The organism is Colwellia sp. RSH04 (assembly GCF_003545765.1).
Taxonomy (GTDB): Bacteria; Pseudomonadota; Gammaproteobacteria; order Enterobacterales; family Alteromonadaceae; genus Colwellia.
In genome coordinates this window covers 265,895-280,552 of the sequence record NZ_QXIO01000001.1, presented here as the reverse complement: position 1 = coordinate 280,552, position 14,658 = coordinate 265,895, and the positions used below count along the sequence as shown (strand labels likewise).

Genomic DNA, 14,658 nt, shown 5'->3' with positions numbered 1-14,658 from the left:
TTGTTCATTATCTTACCGTTTCTTCGTTAGGTTAGTAGATACTTTTTCGAGGAAAGGGTCAAATTCAGCCGATACAACAGCATCAATCACGGTGCGGATAACATTGGTTAAATTTTTTTGCTCACCAACTTCAATAGCATGGTTACCTTTGCTTAACTCAAGTGCTTTGTTGGCATAACGCACTTCAAAGAAATATTGGTTGTTGCGCTTGTAGAACCACTTGGCAACGTTCTTAGGAATTCTTACTTTCTCCTGTTGACCCGTTTCAGGATTTTTCTGCCACTTTTCACGGTAGGCAGTATAAGTTTCGCCAGCAATGTGGGCTTCTGCCATAGCCAGCTGTTGATCCAATTTGGCTAACAGCTTTTCACGGCGTTTTAATACTGGATTGTCTGAAGTTTTTTCAGGACGTGGCGCGGTCTTGAGTGTACTCAATAATGATTTAGTCATGGTTGTTTCCTTTTAAAGGTTTAGGTTGTGTGAAGCGAAATACTTCGGGTTATAAAACTGGTTGGTTTAGTTCACAAAGCCGATAGCTTTTCTTGGTAATTTACGGTTGTTTTCTTGGGTTAATATGTCGAGGTTTTTACTGTCACTTAGTGGCTTTTTATTCATCCGATTGCGTCTTGAAGTAATTGCAAAGTCTCCCGGTGTTAGGAGCTTTAACTCGGTAAGTTTGTTTTTGATAGTTGTTGAGCATTTACCAAAATTTTCTTCGTACAATGTGTGTACTTGCTTAGTTGTTAAGTATTCAAAATTCAATTTAAAATCGAAACGGCGTAGGAGTGCGTTATCGAGATTTTGAGCGTAGTTTGTTGCCGCGAACACAGTTTGTTCAGTTCGGTCTAATTCAATGAGGATCTGATTTACAAGCTGTTTCTGATGTAATTCAGAAGTAATATCTCTAGAAGTCAAAACACTATCTACTTCATCCAAGAAAATAATCGCATCACTGTTACTTGCTTGCTTAAAAAGGTTGGCAATATTTTGCTCGGCTTCACCGACATACTTTGAAAGTACATCACTAGGTTTGATGGTAATTAACTCTTGCTCTAGTGTTTCGGCAATATGATGAACCAAGGCACTTTTCCCTGTACCAGCTGCGCCAAGTAATAAACATCTCGCGCCTGTGAAGTTAGTTACTGTATCAATCACATGTTCAATTTTGGTATGTGAGCCGCTTAAGTTAATAAAGCGTGAGTCAAAATCCATTTCTGGTTTGTAGCTAGTTACCGAAGTCTGTAAACCACAAGCCGATAAACACTGGTCAATATGATGGTCGATACATTCTTCAGCATTCTTGCTTGTTAAGTGCAGTGCCTTAGCAATGTTGCTGGCGTTAACCACATGCGCAGGTGCTAAATCAGGAATATTAGCGAGCCCATTTTTGTAGTTTTGTGACAGCCATAAGCCTTTAAGCGGTGCTGCTAGTACTTTTGCCTTGATATGCTTGGGCGGCACATCAACATTTAATACATAACTAAACCGTCTTATAGCCGACTGAGGAATGCAATCAATATGGTTAGTGATCCACACCGCTGTTAATGTATTGCTCTCTAATGTGCTATTTAGTCTATCCTTGCTTACCCTTGAGCCGTTAGCGAATCCACTGAAGATATCCTCTGCTTCATCGATTAATAGGCAGCTAAACTTATCTGGCTTAAATAGTTTTTGCATTAGCCTAAAGTGCTGTAACCTTAATTGACCTGAATTTTGCTCCGAGTTTATTTCATCGGTGTATCGATATAGGTTTCCTCCTGCGGCTTTAACGGCAATCAAGCTCGCTTTTGCATACCGACTTAATACTTGTGATAAAGATGTTTTGCCTGTGCCAACACTCCCGTATAAAAGAATATTTACACCAACCGTTTTGTTAGCCACTGCATACTTCAGATACTCACTGACATAACTCAGCTCAATATGTGGATAATCGTTTAAGGTCAAAGAAGTTGTTGGTATTTGATAATACAGACCGTCGAGTAAATCATGGTATGAAGTGGCTTTTTGCTTCATTAAATTGTTAGCCAACGCATAGGGCATTAACAACAACCCAAAAATAGATTTATCGCTTTGCTCAAAAAGCGAAGTATTTGATATCAATTGAATTGCGCACGTTAGTTCGTCTACGGTTAACGTTAATGTTTCGGCAATGACAATATCGACATCACTTACCCAATGGCGAAGGTGCTCTTCGAAAAACGCATAAAGACCTTCATTTATAGTTGTAACAGCGCAAAGCTTTAATACCTGCTTACATGTTTCAGGCAATTCAAGTTTCTCGATTAAAAGTTGTAAATTATGGTCAAATGAAACTGTCAAAGATTCATCTATGTTGACCATCGATAATGCTGTTTTAAATGCGGATAGCTTTTTTTGAGGGCAATTACCGTAAACCTTCTTAAAGCGTTTTCCTGTAATTCTGCTGATAATATCTCTTGGTACATCTTCAATAAACCCTTCATCAAAAGCGTTAATATCTAACATCTTAGCCGCGATAGTTGATGCGATGTACCGTGCATTAGATTCGACTGTTTTCATGGTATTCCTAGTTGATTGCTTTGAGTCCAAAATAGCAGCCTGAAAGCCGTTTTAGTATGGTGTCCTCTGACAGATTTATTCGGCTAGTGTTTCAGTTAAATAAGGAATATCATCGACATATGGATATTTTATGAGTGCTTTGAAAACCAATGGATAATAAATTTTTTACGGACAAGCTAACCTCGCTATTTACTCAATATTTTGAATCTGTTTTGGCTAGAAAGCCCGATGCTGAACTTAAAAACCGCATTCAAGGCTTTATACAGGCAGGGGAATTGTTATCGGTAATTGATAGAGAGCAGTCTGCTCAAATAATGGAAAGTGCTCACCTTCATGTATTTGGAGAAAGTATTGTTGAACGAAAAAGTAAAAAGGAAGCATTCAAAGAAGCTTTGAAGTCGAGAGATGATAGTTACTTTGAAATACCAGCCTATGAAAGGCTTTAGAAACTAAGGATATAGTGATGAACCGTTTTTTATTATTTGTATTGTCGGCTTTGTTATCGGCAACAGCTTTAGCTGATTACCCAACTAGCTTTTCTAATGCGAAATCAAAAGCTGAAAAGGCTGTGTACTTTGATAAACACACCACCTTCTATTGTGGTTGCGATTATGTTTTTGATGATACTAAGGATAAAGACGGTGACGGCAACACACATGAAACCATGATTTATCCTGAAAACTGCGGATACAAGCCTCGAAATCCAATTACTAAGAAAGGCAAACCTAATGCCAGAGTCAGCCGTATTGAGTGGGAACATATTGTGCCTGCTCATGTGATTGGTGGTCATTTAGATGAGTGGAAAAATAAAAGAAATTACCCTGAGTGTAAGAAATCTAATGGTAAGTTTATGAGTGGTCGTGATTGTGCCTATAAGTTAAACCAAGCATTTAAAAAAGGTCATGATGATATGAATAACCTTACGCCAGCGGTAGGTGAATTAAATGGTGACCGTTCAAACTTTGCTTTTGCGGTTGTTCAAGGTGAACAAAGGTCATATGGTCAGTGCGACTTTGAAATCGATTTTGATAAAGACGTAGCTGAGCCTCCTGATAATGTTAAAGGTAATATTGCACGTACCTATTTCCATATGATTAAAGAACATAATGCTCAGATACCAGATACTGAATTAACTATGTATTTATACTGGGATAAATTAGATCCTGTTGATGAGTGGGAATGCCTGAGAAACAAACGAATAGAAACAGAACAAGGGCTTGGTAATTCATTTGTTGACGAGGCATGTAAAGTCAACCCGCCTTAAACCTGAAGTCACAATAAACTTCCTAATAAAATAAAAAACCACTATACTGTTTTTATATACAGTTAAGTGGTTTTTATTTATGAAAGTTATTCCTATCTATATTGAAGCTGGTATCTCTGGCTTTGAAAGTCCTGCGGCAGAATATAAAGAGCTTGGTTTGTCGCTTGACCAATTATTGATTAAGCACCCTAATGCAACTTTCATTGGTCAAGCCTCGGGTCAATCGATGGAAGGTATTGGCATTTTTGATGGTGATTTACTTATTGTTGATCGTTCACTAACCGCCAGAAATGGTGATGTGGTTGTTGCTAACCTTAATGGTTGTTTTGTTTGTAAGTTAATTGATAAACCACAGGCAAGGTTATTATCAGCCTCAAAAGTCCACGCACCTGTAACGATAAAACCTGAAGATGATTTTCAATTAGAAGGAGTAGTAACTCGTTCCATTAGGCTTCATCACCAAGCGCCTGAATTATCCGCATGTATGCATTAGTTGATGCGGTTTCTTTTTATGCTAGTGCCGAAAAGGTATTTGATCCAAGCATAAGAAATAAACCTGTAGTTGTTTTAACTAACAATGATGGGTGCATTTGTGCCGTTTGTCCTATTGCTAGAAAACTTGGTATTCCTAAGTTTGAGCCTTACTTTAAGCTTAAATGGTTTCTACAAAAGCACGGTGTTGTGGTTCGTTCTTCTAACTACGAACTTTATGCCGATTTAAGTGAGAGGATGATGAATATCATCGCTCGGTACAGTGATAATCATTATGTCTATTCTATTGATGAATCATTTTTACATTTCAAAAACTATGGTGGTGTAATTAAAGATTGGCACCAATATGGTCATGACATCAGAAGGGCTATATGGAAAGAAACTAAACTACCAGTTGGCGTTGGCTTTGGTACAACGTCTACCTTAGCGAAGGCGGCTAATCATGCGGCTAAAAAATTGGCTGGTTATAATGGCGTTGCAGTTATTGATAATGCTAAAAGCGGCAAAGAAATATTAGAGAAAATGGCTGTCGGTGATGTTTGGGGGATAGGGCGAAAGATATCAAAACGCTTAACTATGCAGGGCATTAATACTGCCTACCAATTATCTTTACAGTCGCCTAAAGCCATAAGAAAAGAGTTTAGTGTAGTGACTGAGCGAACCGTCAGCGAACTCAATGGCATAAGCTGTTTATCGTGGGATGAAGTAAAAGAGCCGAAGCAGGAAATCTTTTCAACTCGAAGTTTTGGTCAACGTATTACGGATATTCATACACTAAAATCCGCATTGTCAGCACATGGCGTCATCGTCGGCAAAAAAGTAAGGCAACAATCATCAACGGTTAAAAAGCTAATGGTTTTCGCATCCAGTTCACCACATGATGAAGGTCAATATTATAAGCAAGCAATGGTTTATAGGTTTCCAATCGCCACTGATAATAGTTGTGATATTGCCAAGGCCATTAGTTTGGTCTTGGATGATATCTTTGTAGAAGGCGTTCGGTTTTATCGTTGCGGAGTAGGTGCAATTGAACTTGAAAGTCGGGCATTTCAACAACCTGATTTGTTTATGCCTGACAACTCTAATCCACAGTTAATGAATTGCCTTGATAGAATCAATCATCGTTATGGACAAGGTACATTAAGGCTTGGTGCTGAAGGGCAATCAGAAGTGTGGCAAATGAAGCGGCACTTCTTAAGTCCTCAGTACACAAGTAATTGGCGAGACATACCTAAAATTCGTTGTTGAATTAACTTGGAAATTGAGCATTATTTGTAATAATGCTCTGTACAGCACAAAGTCTCTTATGGGGCTGATCGGCCCCTCATTAGCCTCTTTGAAACCTTATAGGTTTTGCAAGTTACAATAAGGTTTTGAAACAGGGTGCTCGTATACTTCGTAGTTTTCACCATATGTGGGCTTAAACCCTTTTAAAGCAAGCATAAACTTTTCGCTCACATCTATGCTAAAAAGCATTGTCTCGATAGAGAGCTCTGATGTAATTACTTTGTGAGAGCGAGATACTAGATTAAACAAGCAATAACAAAAGCCACTAATATAACGTTCATCAAATTTATCTTTAAATGTTATTTCAAGTTCATATTCTCTAACTTCTGGATAGTAGTTTATCCATAATGATTCAATACAATTTATTTCTTTTAAGTAAGCTAAAGAGCCTAACACCTTTAGCTTATCGTCAATATCGTGTTTAGACGGTTCATAGTAATCGAAGAGTACACTCAATGAATCTTCAATGACCTTCTTGTCTCTTGTGTTTAGAGTGAGGGAGTCGTCTTCGCCCTCTGTCAAATAGATAAAAATATTCTCAATCGGATGGAACTCTAAAAATATATTCAAATTCGGCTTAATAGTTAGCTGAAGTATAGTCTTTGTAGTCATCTATGTTTTCCTAAAATTAATGTATTAAATTGCTTTCATCAAGGATAATAATTAATCTGGAATACCAATATTCTAAAAATTTCCAATACGGAAACTAAAATTCAAAATATTACATTTAAAATGGGTAGGTTATGTCTAAGGGTTTGATAAAAAAGGAAATGTTTATTATTGAGTTTCTATCAGTTTTAGCTGAGGTAAGACAAAATAAAAAAGGAAGTATTCATAAAGCTAAAGCGCAGCATATAGAATTAATATGTTTCTTATTAAAAAGGCATTTAGAGGAAAAAAGCTTAGATTTTAGAGACCAACCCCATATTTGCTCTAAGTTTAAAAAAGCTACGGGAAAAAGTATTAGTAAATCCACGGTGAGTATCGGCTTAAAAATTTTTGATGAATATGAAATTTTATCCTTTAAATCGAAAGATGATGCAAGTGATGACGATTGTAACTTCAAACGCCCACTAAAGATTAGATTTAATTATGGAAAATATACTAAAGAATATTATGCGGAAGGTTGAGGTAAATAGAGCTTATAAAGTGGCGGAAGTGGTAACTATTTAACTAGACTCAAAAGCAGATATTTATAGGCGTTTTCTCAGTTGGGAAAGAGCGTCCTTGCTCTAATGAATAGTTAAACCTTAATTGTGCTAGTGAGCATTACTGGGTTTTGAATAATTCGCTGTAGCTTCGCCAATTTCATTTCAATAGCGTAAACGATAGGTTGGTGATTAAAGTAAAGCTTATAGTCAGGGTTCGATAACACTAGGTCAAGGCTGGCTACTTGTTTAACTGTGAGCTCCTTTCGAACATTAGATAAACCGTATTGAAAAACTTTCTTCACTATAGAGGGACTAAGCTCGTTAAACGCCAGCGGAGAATAAAACTCTAGTTTATTGAAAGTATGCCAACGAAGATTATGCATATCTTTAATAAGACCATATTTACTTCCTTGCTGATGGGTATTGATACGTCGTTCAATTTTAGTTATGCAATGCACAGAACTAAGCTCGGCAAATAATTTACTAAATAACTTTTTAACCTTTGTTGGTTTATTACCATTCATGAGTTTCTCTTGTAGGTGTAGAAGTTTTGCATACATACAATAAACGATGGTATGACTAGCCTGTCTATCACCCCAGTATGAACTGCCTAGAATAGCGCCCTTAATTCCCTCAAAAACTTGGCGTTTAATTGGTTTGCCTTTGTTATGACTTCTCGTGTCTACAAGTAACATAGGTAAGGGAATGCCTTTGATTAAAAAGTAGGGGTCTTTACGGGTAATTGTTGCTGTGGTTTGAAACTCACTGTAGTGACTATTACCTAGAGCTTCATAGATACAATTAAAGAAAATACATATATTACGCCGTGGTGTTTCACTTAACCTAAATGAAATTAGACAATCGCCTTTGCTACCATGCTTCATACGGTGGAATACAAAAGTACCACCCGTGCTAAAACGGTACTCTTTTACTCTACCATATCGTTTTAAATAACCTTTGTTAGTGTAATGGTTAGCTTCTTTGATCTCTGGATGATAACTGAGTTCTCGTACTATATTATCCTGCCAATCAATAGGGATACGGAATGTCATTTCAAAATCATCAATACCTGACTCAATATGGTTCGCTGGATCTACGAAACTGGTTGTCAGCATTTGATGCAGGAACATTAAATTGTCTTCTGATAATAAATTATCAAAATCATTTGATTTTAACTTAGACTGAATTAATGCTGTTTCACGTAAGTGACGATAATCATCAAATATTGACAAGACTCGTTTCCAGTTTTCACAGTGTTCATCCTCGGTCCAAAAGTAATTGTGATATTTATTAAGTAAGCTTGCTCGGCTTCTAGTAAATTTTGAAGATGCAGGATCTAAAATCTTATCTGTTGGTATATGTTGATCTAATGACTCTTTATAATTGGATGATAGGTGTGTATTAATTAGATTATAAATATCAGTGTTATCAGTAATACCACTGCGCTTATCTTTGCTCTTCATTTTGAAACTCCGTTCAATATCATTGTTTGTTGTGTAGCTATATCAAACTACGCGTACCTCATTAAAACTCTAATTTTCAAAAGTTCTAATGACCTTATAAACTTTTTACAGTTGTCAGTTAGATACGAAATTACTATTTTCAAATTTAAGAACACTATTCGTTACCGAAGAACAAATAACTCGCAATTAAGAATCACACTTTTCGGTGTGATTTAAATGTACTTTTTGGTATGTTTTCAATTATACTTTTCGGTATGTTTATTTTGAGGCTTAATTATGTCGACTAAACCTAATCAACCGAAAGATCCAATCGATTGGATTGAGCATGGAGAAAAGCTGCTTAAGTTAGCTAATAAGGCTCACGAGAAAAAAACGGCTACAAAGGCAGTTGTTAATAAATTGAGTAAGCTATTAAAGCAACTTGCCACCTTACAAGTGGGTGAGAAGAGAAAGTTATGTCAGGTATCAGCAAAACGAATAGAGCGGCATATTATTGATGGTGACAGTACTACAGCTGAAACAATAATCTATAACTTGAATGAAATTGGAACTACTCAGCTTAGTTCTGAATGGGAAAGATTTGGACGTCAGATTGCTAACACTAGATATACTGAAAAGTTTTATACGATTAAAGTTGAGAAGGAACAGAGACAATCGTTTGAAGATGCTTGTTTGCAAATGATCAATAATAATGAAAAGCAACTTAAGGATGCTTATCGTCATTCAAACAGCGAAGAGCTTAATATTGAAGGGCTAAGGTTGTGGCTTAAAGAAGGCATAGAGGATAGAAAAGGTAAACATAAGCATAAATTTGATATGGAGCTTATGTTTATTCTAGAAAGAGCCTTATGGGAAAGTTAGTTAGGCTTGATTCGCGTGTCACAATTTGAGACAACTCTTTTACAAAAGCACTAATCTAATGCCCTGTAAACTGTTGGCCTTGAGCAGCCAAGCTCAATAGATATAGCCCGTTTACTCATACCTGACTTGAATAATTCTTGGATCTTTTGATGAAGTTGTTTGTTTGGTTGTTTACCTTTAAATTTACCTTTTGCTTTAGCTATCTGAATACCTTCGCGTTGGCGCTCAAGGATCATGCTACGTTCAAATTGGTAGATGGCACCAAGAAGAGTAAGCATTAAATCATTCATCGGATTAGTTTCGCCTGAAAACACTAAGTTTTCTTTTTCGAATTTGAGTGATACTCCTTTGTCATTAAATTTTTTCACGAGACTAAGTAGATCTGCTGTATTGCGTGCCATGCGTGAAATATCATGAACGTATACTTCATCTCCTTCACGTGCATAACTAATTAGCTCATTTAGTCCGGAACGATTAGTATCTTTACCACTACATTTATCTTCGAAAGTTTTATCGAAATTCATGCCGTGTAATTGTCTATCAAGATTCTGGTCAATACTTGATACGCGGATGTAAGCTAGTTTCTGACTCATGAAATCACCTGTAATGTTTAACTTTTAAAAGTCCACATTGCATGGAATTTTTAGGAGATAATAGAGATAAAATTGACAACCTAATTCTGGAAAAAAACTGTAACGTTAGAGTGTACTTAATATATACATTTATAAAGTCAATGAATATTAGTGAACAAATCCTTCTTATAAAACAGGGCTTTATTTGGATTTACTGAACCTAATTTTAAAGGCATACTATCGAGTAATATTTTTATAATTATTCGATAGTTAATAAGGAAGATTAAGTGTCACAAGCTCTTTTATGGAAATTCGAAGCTTTTCGAGAATACATCGTTTATGAAGTGCTACAGCCAGCACTATCTGTTTTGAATTTATTTGAAGGAGAGTTCATTAGCGAATCAAACCCTAAAATTAAAAAATTAGAAAGACTTTTAGAGGAACGAACAAGAAAGAGCACATGGAAACCTAACCGTTCAGGAACAGAAGATCTGTTATGGAACCCTGAAGGAGACTTTACTAGAAATAAAGAGAGGCTATTTACATCTTTATTGCTTATGTACCCAAAAGAAATGAGTAATGGAAAACTTAAGTTAACTGAATTTGGAAAAGCTCTAGGAACAGGTAAAATTTCACGTCAGCAATTTTATGACTTTATAATCTTTAACTTTAAATATCCTCACCCTGCCTATGAAGATAACTGGAAGGAATGGGTAGCCTCAGGGAAAGAGCTGTACCCCTTGATCTTTATTCTACAAGTTCTAATTGAACTATTAGAGAAAGATGAAAGTCAATGCTTTTTAAATGTTAGAGAAATAGAATTTATACTTGTCCCTTCCCAAGATCATAAACAATGTAAAAGTTTATCCGATGCAATAATCAAATCTCGGAATAGTGATTCAATTTCTAAATTAAAGCCTAGTGGGGATAAGTTAACGCGTAAGATTACGGACTTACTAGGGTTTTTATGTATTAGTGGTTATACATATTACTTACCAAATGGAGATATAAGCTTAAATCTTATATCAAAACATTCTGTAGAAAAGACTCATTATTATTTTGAGCGTAAACCTGCCAAAAAGGATAAGGAAAGCGCATTACATAATATAAAAAGTTTGATATTGAAAAGGGTAGAGGAAATCAATGCAAAATCCAATGGATAGAAAATCTGATTTTGAGTCTATGACTCAGATAGAAAATATTGCAATTCAGAAGAAGCCAGCAACTGAAGATAAATTAAGGGATATGGTTATAAGTGGAAGTCACGTTATTCTATGTGGCCCTCCTGGTACCGGCAAAACTCGCGCTGTAGATAAATTGTTGAATGAATTGAGTAAGGATATTGCACACTATGAAGTTGTACAATTCCATCCATCCTATAGCTATCAAGATTTTATTGAAGGGTATTCTATTGTAAATGGCAAGTATGAGCCAAAAAAGGGAGTACTCTTCAATTTTATAAAAGATTCAGCTGGTTCGGACGATGAGCAGTTGAAATTGCTAATAATAGACGAAATCAATAGAGGAGATATCCCATCTATTTTTGGGGAGTTAATGATGCTGTTAGACGGTGATAGCAGAAGTGTCAAAACATCTAAATTTGGGAATGAGTTACTACTCCCTAAAAACTTTGTAATTATAGGTACGATGAATACAGCTGATCGAAATATTAAGCAGTTGGATTTAGCACTTAGAAGGCGGTTTAAATTTATCTTTGTAAATCCTGATTATGAAGGATTAGTCGAATGGCTCCACTCATTCTCCTTTGAGTTTGATGAATTTACTATAAATGAATATGTATCTTCAATTCAAAAGCTAAATAAAAGAATTACTAAACACCCTATGCTAGGGAAACATATGGCATTAGGGCAGTCATTATTTGTACCGCAGGTTGATTCAACTATAAAACTAAAAAACCTAGTGAGTGTTTACAATGAAACTGTACTCCCCCAGCTTGAGGCATATATTGGTTTAGGTAATAAAAAGGAGCTTGATGAATTATTTGGTACTCCAGAAATAAGACAAAAACTAGACTTTGGTGATGATATAAATGAGCAAGATCTTATAAATTTAGTAACCTTGTTAAATACAGCTCAGGACTAAAAATGATAACTGTTCCAAATTTCAATTTGTCAGTAGGAAAGCCTCTCTCATTAGAAAAAATAGCTTTAAATTGCTCTGAATATAATGAGAACTCAATATTGATGGTTTTAAAATCAGCAGCTAAAAAACATAAAATTAGCTTTGGTGTTGAAATATTCAAACTCCAATATCAGGTTGAATTAGATGATATTCTTATTATTCCGGGGCCAGTTGTCGGTGTAGTTGACTGTTCATATTTTAAGTTGACTTTTGAACCCAAATTTTCAGGTATTAGTGTAGGGAAATGTTTAGCCTTTGCTCAAGTCGCTGGAGCAATAGAACTGGTGAATCATAGTGAAACAATTGTTGAGGAAGAGGTCTCGTATGATGCTTTGACTACCTCTGTAGATTACTTTTCGAAAGCGTTTTTATCTTCCGTTTATGACGTCCTTAAGCAGGGAGTTATTAAAAGTAGGCAGCATATTACCAAAGTGGACCCCGAGATTAGGGGAAACATTGATTTTCAATCTACAATTTCGAATGCTTCAGAATTTCCTACTGTACAAATATCTGAACCCACTTCTGATCTGGATGTAAATCAGTATATTAAGGGTGCTATAAGTACTGTTTTGAAAGAAGCTAAGTGCACTGAAATTAAAGGTATTGCAGGTGAATTATTAAATGTGTTTCATGAAGTATCTGACTATGTGCCTAATATTAATGAACTAAGCCTTTCAAATAGCACGACCTTACACAGAAAAGATTACGAGAAATGCTTAACGCTCGCTCAAGTAATTTATGATGGTTTTCATTATGAAGGTGGAGAAGAAGATTCATTTACCCCTTATTTTACAATTAATTTAGATGCGCTGTTTGAACGCCTTGTAAGCCAACAATTAGAAAAGCAAATACTTCCAGCTAATTTTGATGTTTGCTCACAGCTAGAAATTGATCATCCAGTAGAGCCTATAATGGAAGGGAAAAGAATTAAGCCTGATGTTGTCGTCATACCAAAGGATAACAATAAATCATTTAAAAATATTATAATAGATTCTAAAAATAAGTATTCAGTTAGTGAAAACTCAAAACTATTAGTATCTAATTCAGATATCTATCAAATTACTTATTATGCACAATGCTTTAATACTGATTATGCGATTTTGGTTTATCCGGGCAACAACAAAAATTGTTCAAAGTACCCTATTCAAAGTGCTGAAGGTAGATCTTCATATGAGAAAAAAAGGCAAAAAGCTTTTGATAAAATAAAGTCAGATTCCGGTACTTTTTCAAAATTAAATTTTATAACTCATGAGGTTAACATTTTTTATTGGCGTGTTGATTTAACTGGGACGATGAAAAACACTGAGCAGTCCTTTGCTCAATTGGCTCTTTTTATTACAGATCTATCAAAAGGTGAGCTTATTTAGGCTCGCTTTTTCCCCTTAGAAGCTTCTGAATGTGAATTATAGACCCATTCTGGTTTTTCATTGATGGCCTTAATTAGCATGTTGTTTACTAGTGTTTCGACAGGTGTATCTAAGTTTAGATTCACTTCGTGTTTAAATGAATTAGGTACTGTAATTCCATATTGTTTATTTAGTATATGATAGGCTATTTTTTCTGCTAATAAGGGAGGGACTGCATTTCCGACTTGAGTAAATTGCCTTGCTATTGAACCTGTAAACTCATAACTGTCTGAAAATGTTTGTATTCTAGCGCACTCTCTGACAGACATGGTTCTTGCTATAAAAGGATGTAAATGAGAACGACCACCGCCTTTCATACCTCCAGCTATAACTGTTTTGCTTGGCTTGAAAGGGTTGAGTCGATCAACTCTTCCTCGTTTTTCCCGTTGTCCAAACTCTAGAGTTTTATAGCGTTCAACAGATAATTCTTTATGGGCTCTAGTTTCTGTATTTTTTAACTCACTACTTAGGTTACTCAAAGCTTGCGCAACCACTCTTTGAGGTGGTGAAATTAAATCAGCTGCAGAAGAGTGTGAAGGCTCTGGTAATTCAGGCTTTTTAACTTCAGTGCTTCCCCAAATAATTAAACGTTGTCTATATTGAGGAATACCATAATTTACCGCATCAATTATTTTAGGTTCGGATATGATGTAACCAGCATCTTGTAACGTTTTCAATGCAACATTCAGTTGCTTACCACCATCAACAGTTAGAAGTCCTGGCACATTTTCTATCAAGAAGTTTTTGGGTTTGAAAAATAAAACATACTCAATAAAATTAAACAATAATGTTCCTTTATCCTCACAGTCAAAGCCTTTTCTTTTGAAATTCATGTCTGTTTTTAAAAACCTTTGGGAAGCAGCTTGACTAAAAGGTTGGCAAGGAGGCCCACCCATAATCATATCTAGTTCATTAGGCTGTATACCTGTAATCTTCGAAACTTCTTCTGGTGACATGGCTTTGACATCACCCGAGTATTGAGGGGGACCAATAACTTGTGATTGAGGATTGTTCTTACGTAAAGTATCACATGCCCACTCTTCAAGATCTATACTACAACTTACGTCATAGCCAGCGGCTTTAAATCCTTCATCAAGACCACCACCACCTGCAAATATCGACATTAATTTAGGCTTATTCATTAATTTATTTCTCTGGATTTTATTGGTACTGGTTTTTTATACAGTGTATTTCGTGATAGGTAAAGTCTTATTTGACGAAATATTATTCATTAATAATTCGTTGTTTTTTAACTTATTGATTTTAAATAAAACTCATTCAAATTGAAATCTAGATACCCGATTAAATGTAGATTCTATCAGCTCTATGGCAAAGTTTATATGGTTACTATGCACACTTAATGATGTGGAGGTAAACCTTTAGTGATGTAGGAAATTTTCTCACTTAACTTAAAGAGATTTTCACGAAATTCACAAGGTTGAAACAATTAAATAGCTAAGAAAAAACAGCATGCTTTTAGTC

At 35.6% G+C, this 14,658-nt stretch carries 15 protein-coding genes; 9 read left to right on the top strand and 6 right to left on the bottom strand.

Annotated elements, in window-relative coordinates:
• Positions 1-12: 12 nt before the first annotated feature.
• Both D1094_RS01135 and D1094_RS01130 read right to left on the bottom strand, forming a co-directional pair.
• The gene (locus tag D1094_RS01135; RefSeq protein WP_118958243.1) at positions 13-450 is read right to left on the bottom strand and encodes a DUF6641 family protein; all 438 of its coding nucleotides are present in this window, start codon (positions 448-450) and stop codon (positions 13-15) included.
• A 66-nt stretch (positions 451-516) separates the two neighbouring features.
• Complete coding sequence (locus tag D1094_RS01130) at positions 517-2,538, bottom strand: AAA family ATPase (protein ID WP_118958242.1); 2,022 nt, start codon at positions 2,536-2,538, stop codon at positions 517-519.
• 149 nt (positions 2,539-2,687) lie between these two features.
• Between D1094_RS01130 and D1094_RS01125 the strand changes: the two genes are divergently transcribed.
• The 4 genes from D1094_RS01125 (at position 2,688) to D1094_RS01110 (ending at position 5,542) form a co-directional block, all read left to right on the top strand.
• Complete coding sequence (locus tag D1094_RS01125; RefSeq protein ID WP_118958241.1) at positions 2,688-2,984, top strand: hypothetical protein; 297 nt, start codon at positions 2,688-2,690, stop codon at positions 2,982-2,984.
• Between the two features lie 17 nt (positions 2,985-3,001).
• Positions 3,002-3,802, top strand: coding sequence for an endonuclease (locus tag D1094_RS01120; protein WP_118958240.1), 801 nt, complete (start codon positions 3,002-3,004; stop codon positions 3,800-3,802).
• 79 nt (positions 3,803-3,881) lie between these two features.
• The gene (locus D1094_RS01115) at positions 3,882-4,295 is read left to right on the top strand and encodes a LexA family transcriptional regulator (RefSeq protein WP_118958239.1); all 414 of its coding nucleotides are present in this window, start codon (positions 3,882-3,884) and stop codon (positions 4,293-4,295) included.
• On the top strand, positions 4,283-5,542 hold the full coding sequence (locus D1094_RS01110) for a Y-family DNA polymerase (RefSeq protein WP_118958238.1): 1,260 nt from the start codon (positions 4,283-4,285) through the stop codon (positions 5,540-5,542). The genes D1094_RS01115 and D1094_RS01110 overlap by 13 nt, the downstream gene beginning before the upstream one ends.
• 96 nt (positions 5,543-5,638) lie before the next feature.
• On the opposite strand, the gene D1094_RS01105 is transcribed toward D1094_RS01110, so the two are convergent.
• Complete coding sequence (locus tag D1094_RS01105) at positions 5,639-6,193, bottom strand: hypothetical protein (protein WP_118958237.1); 555 nt, start codon at positions 6,191-6,193, stop codon at positions 5,639-5,641.
• Positions 6,194-6,324: 131 nt separating this feature from the next.
• Between D1094_RS01105 and D1094_RS01100 the strand changes: the two genes are divergently transcribed.
• On the top strand, positions 6,325-6,711 hold the full coding sequence (locus tag D1094_RS01100; RefSeq protein ID WP_118958236.1) for a hypothetical protein: 387 nt from the start codon (positions 6,325-6,327) through the stop codon (positions 6,709-6,711).
• A gap of 113 nt (positions 6,712-6,824) precedes the next feature.
• Here D1094_RS01100 and D1094_RS01095 read toward each other — a convergent pair whose 3' ends face one another.
• Positions 6,825-8,195: a hypothetical protein gene (locus D1094_RS01095; protein ID WP_118958235.1), complete on the bottom strand. Its 1,371-nt coding sequence runs from the start codon at positions 8,193-8,195 to the stop codon at positions 6,825-6,827.
• Between the two features lie 276 nt (positions 8,196-8,471).
• Here D1094_RS01095 and D1094_RS01090 point away from each other — a divergent pair, with 276 nt between their 5' ends.
• On the top strand, positions 8,472-9,056 hold the full coding sequence (locus D1094_RS01090; protein WP_118958234.1) for a hypothetical protein: 585 nt from the start codon (positions 8,472-8,474) through the stop codon (positions 9,054-9,056).
• 50 nt (positions 9,057-9,106) lie between these two features.
• Here the strand turns inward: D1094_RS01090 and D1094_RS01085 are convergent, their stop codons facing one another.
• On the bottom strand, positions 9,107-9,649 hold the full coding sequence (locus D1094_RS01085; RefSeq protein WP_118958233.1) for a recombinase family protein: 543 nt from the start codon (positions 9,647-9,649) through the stop codon (positions 9,107-9,109).
• A 266-nt stretch (positions 9,650-9,915) separates the two neighbouring features.
• Here D1094_RS01085 and D1094_RS01080 point away from each other — a divergent pair, with 266 nt between their 5' ends.
• The 3 genes from D1094_RS01080 to D1094_RS01070 are packed head-to-tail and all read left to right on the top strand — an operon-like array spanning position 9,916 to position 13,137.
• Positions 9,916-10,791: a hypothetical protein gene (locus D1094_RS01080; RefSeq protein WP_118958232.1), complete on the top strand. Its 876-nt coding sequence runs from the start codon at positions 9,916-9,918 to the stop codon at positions 10,789-10,791.
• A complete protein-coding gene (locus D1094_RS01075) occupies positions 10,772-11,731 on the top strand; it encodes an McrB family protein (RefSeq protein WP_118958231.1) in 960 nt (319 codons plus the stop codon). Before D1094_RS01080 ends, D1094_RS01075 begins: the two co-directional genes overlap by 20 nt.
• 2 nt (positions 11,732-11,733) lie before the next feature.
• Positions 11,734-13,137: a 5-methylcytosine restriction system specificity protein McrC gene (locus D1094_RS01070; protein WP_118958230.1), complete on the top strand. Its 1,404-nt coding sequence runs from the start codon at positions 11,734-11,736 to the stop codon at positions 13,135-13,137.
• Here D1094_RS01070 and D1094_RS01065 read toward each other — a convergent pair.
• Complete coding sequence (locus D1094_RS01065; RefSeq protein WP_118958229.1) at positions 13,134-14,318, bottom strand: DNA cytosine methyltransferase; 1,185 nt, start codon at positions 14,316-14,318, stop codon at positions 13,134-13,136. The genes D1094_RS01070 and D1094_RS01065 overlap by 4 nt on opposite strands.
• Positions 14,319-14,658: the final 340 nt, after the last annotated feature.

Excerpts from the sequence above, each read along its gene's own strand:
- D1094_RS01130 (WP_118958242.1), bottom strand. The coding sequence starts at position 2,538 with ATGAAAACAGTCGAATCTAATGCACGGTACATCGCATCAACTATCGCG.
- D1094_RS01125 (WP_118958241.1), top strand. The coding sequence starts at position 2,688 with ATGGATAATAAATTTTTTACGGACAAGCTAACCTCGCTATTTACTCAA.
- D1094_RS01110 (WP_118958238.1), top strand. The coding sequence starts at position 4,283 with ATGTATGCATTAGTTGATGCGGTTTCTTTTTATGCTAGTGCCGAAAAG.
- D1094_RS01085 (WP_118958233.1), bottom strand. The coding sequence starts at position 9,649 with ATGAGTCAGAAACTAGCTTACATCCGCGTATCAAGTATTGACCAGAAT.
- D1094_RS01070 (WP_118958230.1), top strand. The coding sequence starts at position 11,734 with ATGATAACTGTTCCAAATTTCAATTTGTCAGTAGGAAAGCCTCTCTCA.
- D1094_RS01135 (WP_118958243.1), bottom strand. The coding sequence starts at position 450 with ATGACTAAATCATTATTGAGTACACTCAAGACCGCGCCACGTCCTGAA.
- D1094_RS01105 (WP_118958237.1), bottom strand. The coding sequence starts at position 6,193 with ATGACTACAAAGACTATACTTCAGCTAACTATTAAGCCGAATTTGAAT.
- D1094_RS01090 (WP_118958234.1), top strand. The coding sequence starts at position 8,472 with ATGTCGACTAAACCTAATCAACCGAAAGATCCAATCGATTGGATTGAG.
- D1094_RS01115 (WP_118958239.1), top strand. The coding sequence starts at position 3,882 with ATGAAAGTTATTCCTATCTATATTGAAGCTGGTATCTCTGGCTTTGAA.
- D1094_RS01065 (WP_118958229.1), bottom strand. The coding sequence starts at position 14,318 with ATGAATAAGCCTAAATTAATGTCGATATTTGCAGGTGGTGGTGGTCTT.
- D1094_RS01120 (WP_118958240.1), top strand. The coding sequence starts at position 3,002 with ATGAACCGTTTTTTATTATTTGTATTGTCGGCTTTGTTATCGGCAACA.
- D1094_RS01095 (WP_118958235.1), bottom strand. The coding sequence starts at position 8,195 with ATGAAGAGCAAAGATAAGCGCAGTGGTATTACTGATAACACTGATATT.
- D1094_RS01100 (WP_118958236.1), top strand. The coding sequence starts at position 6,325 with ATGTCTAAGGGTTTGATAAAAAAGGAAATGTTTATTATTGAGTTTCTA.
- D1094_RS01075 (WP_118958231.1), top strand. The coding sequence starts at position 10,772 with ATGCAAAATCCAATGGATAGAAAATCTGATTTTGAGTCTATGACTCAG.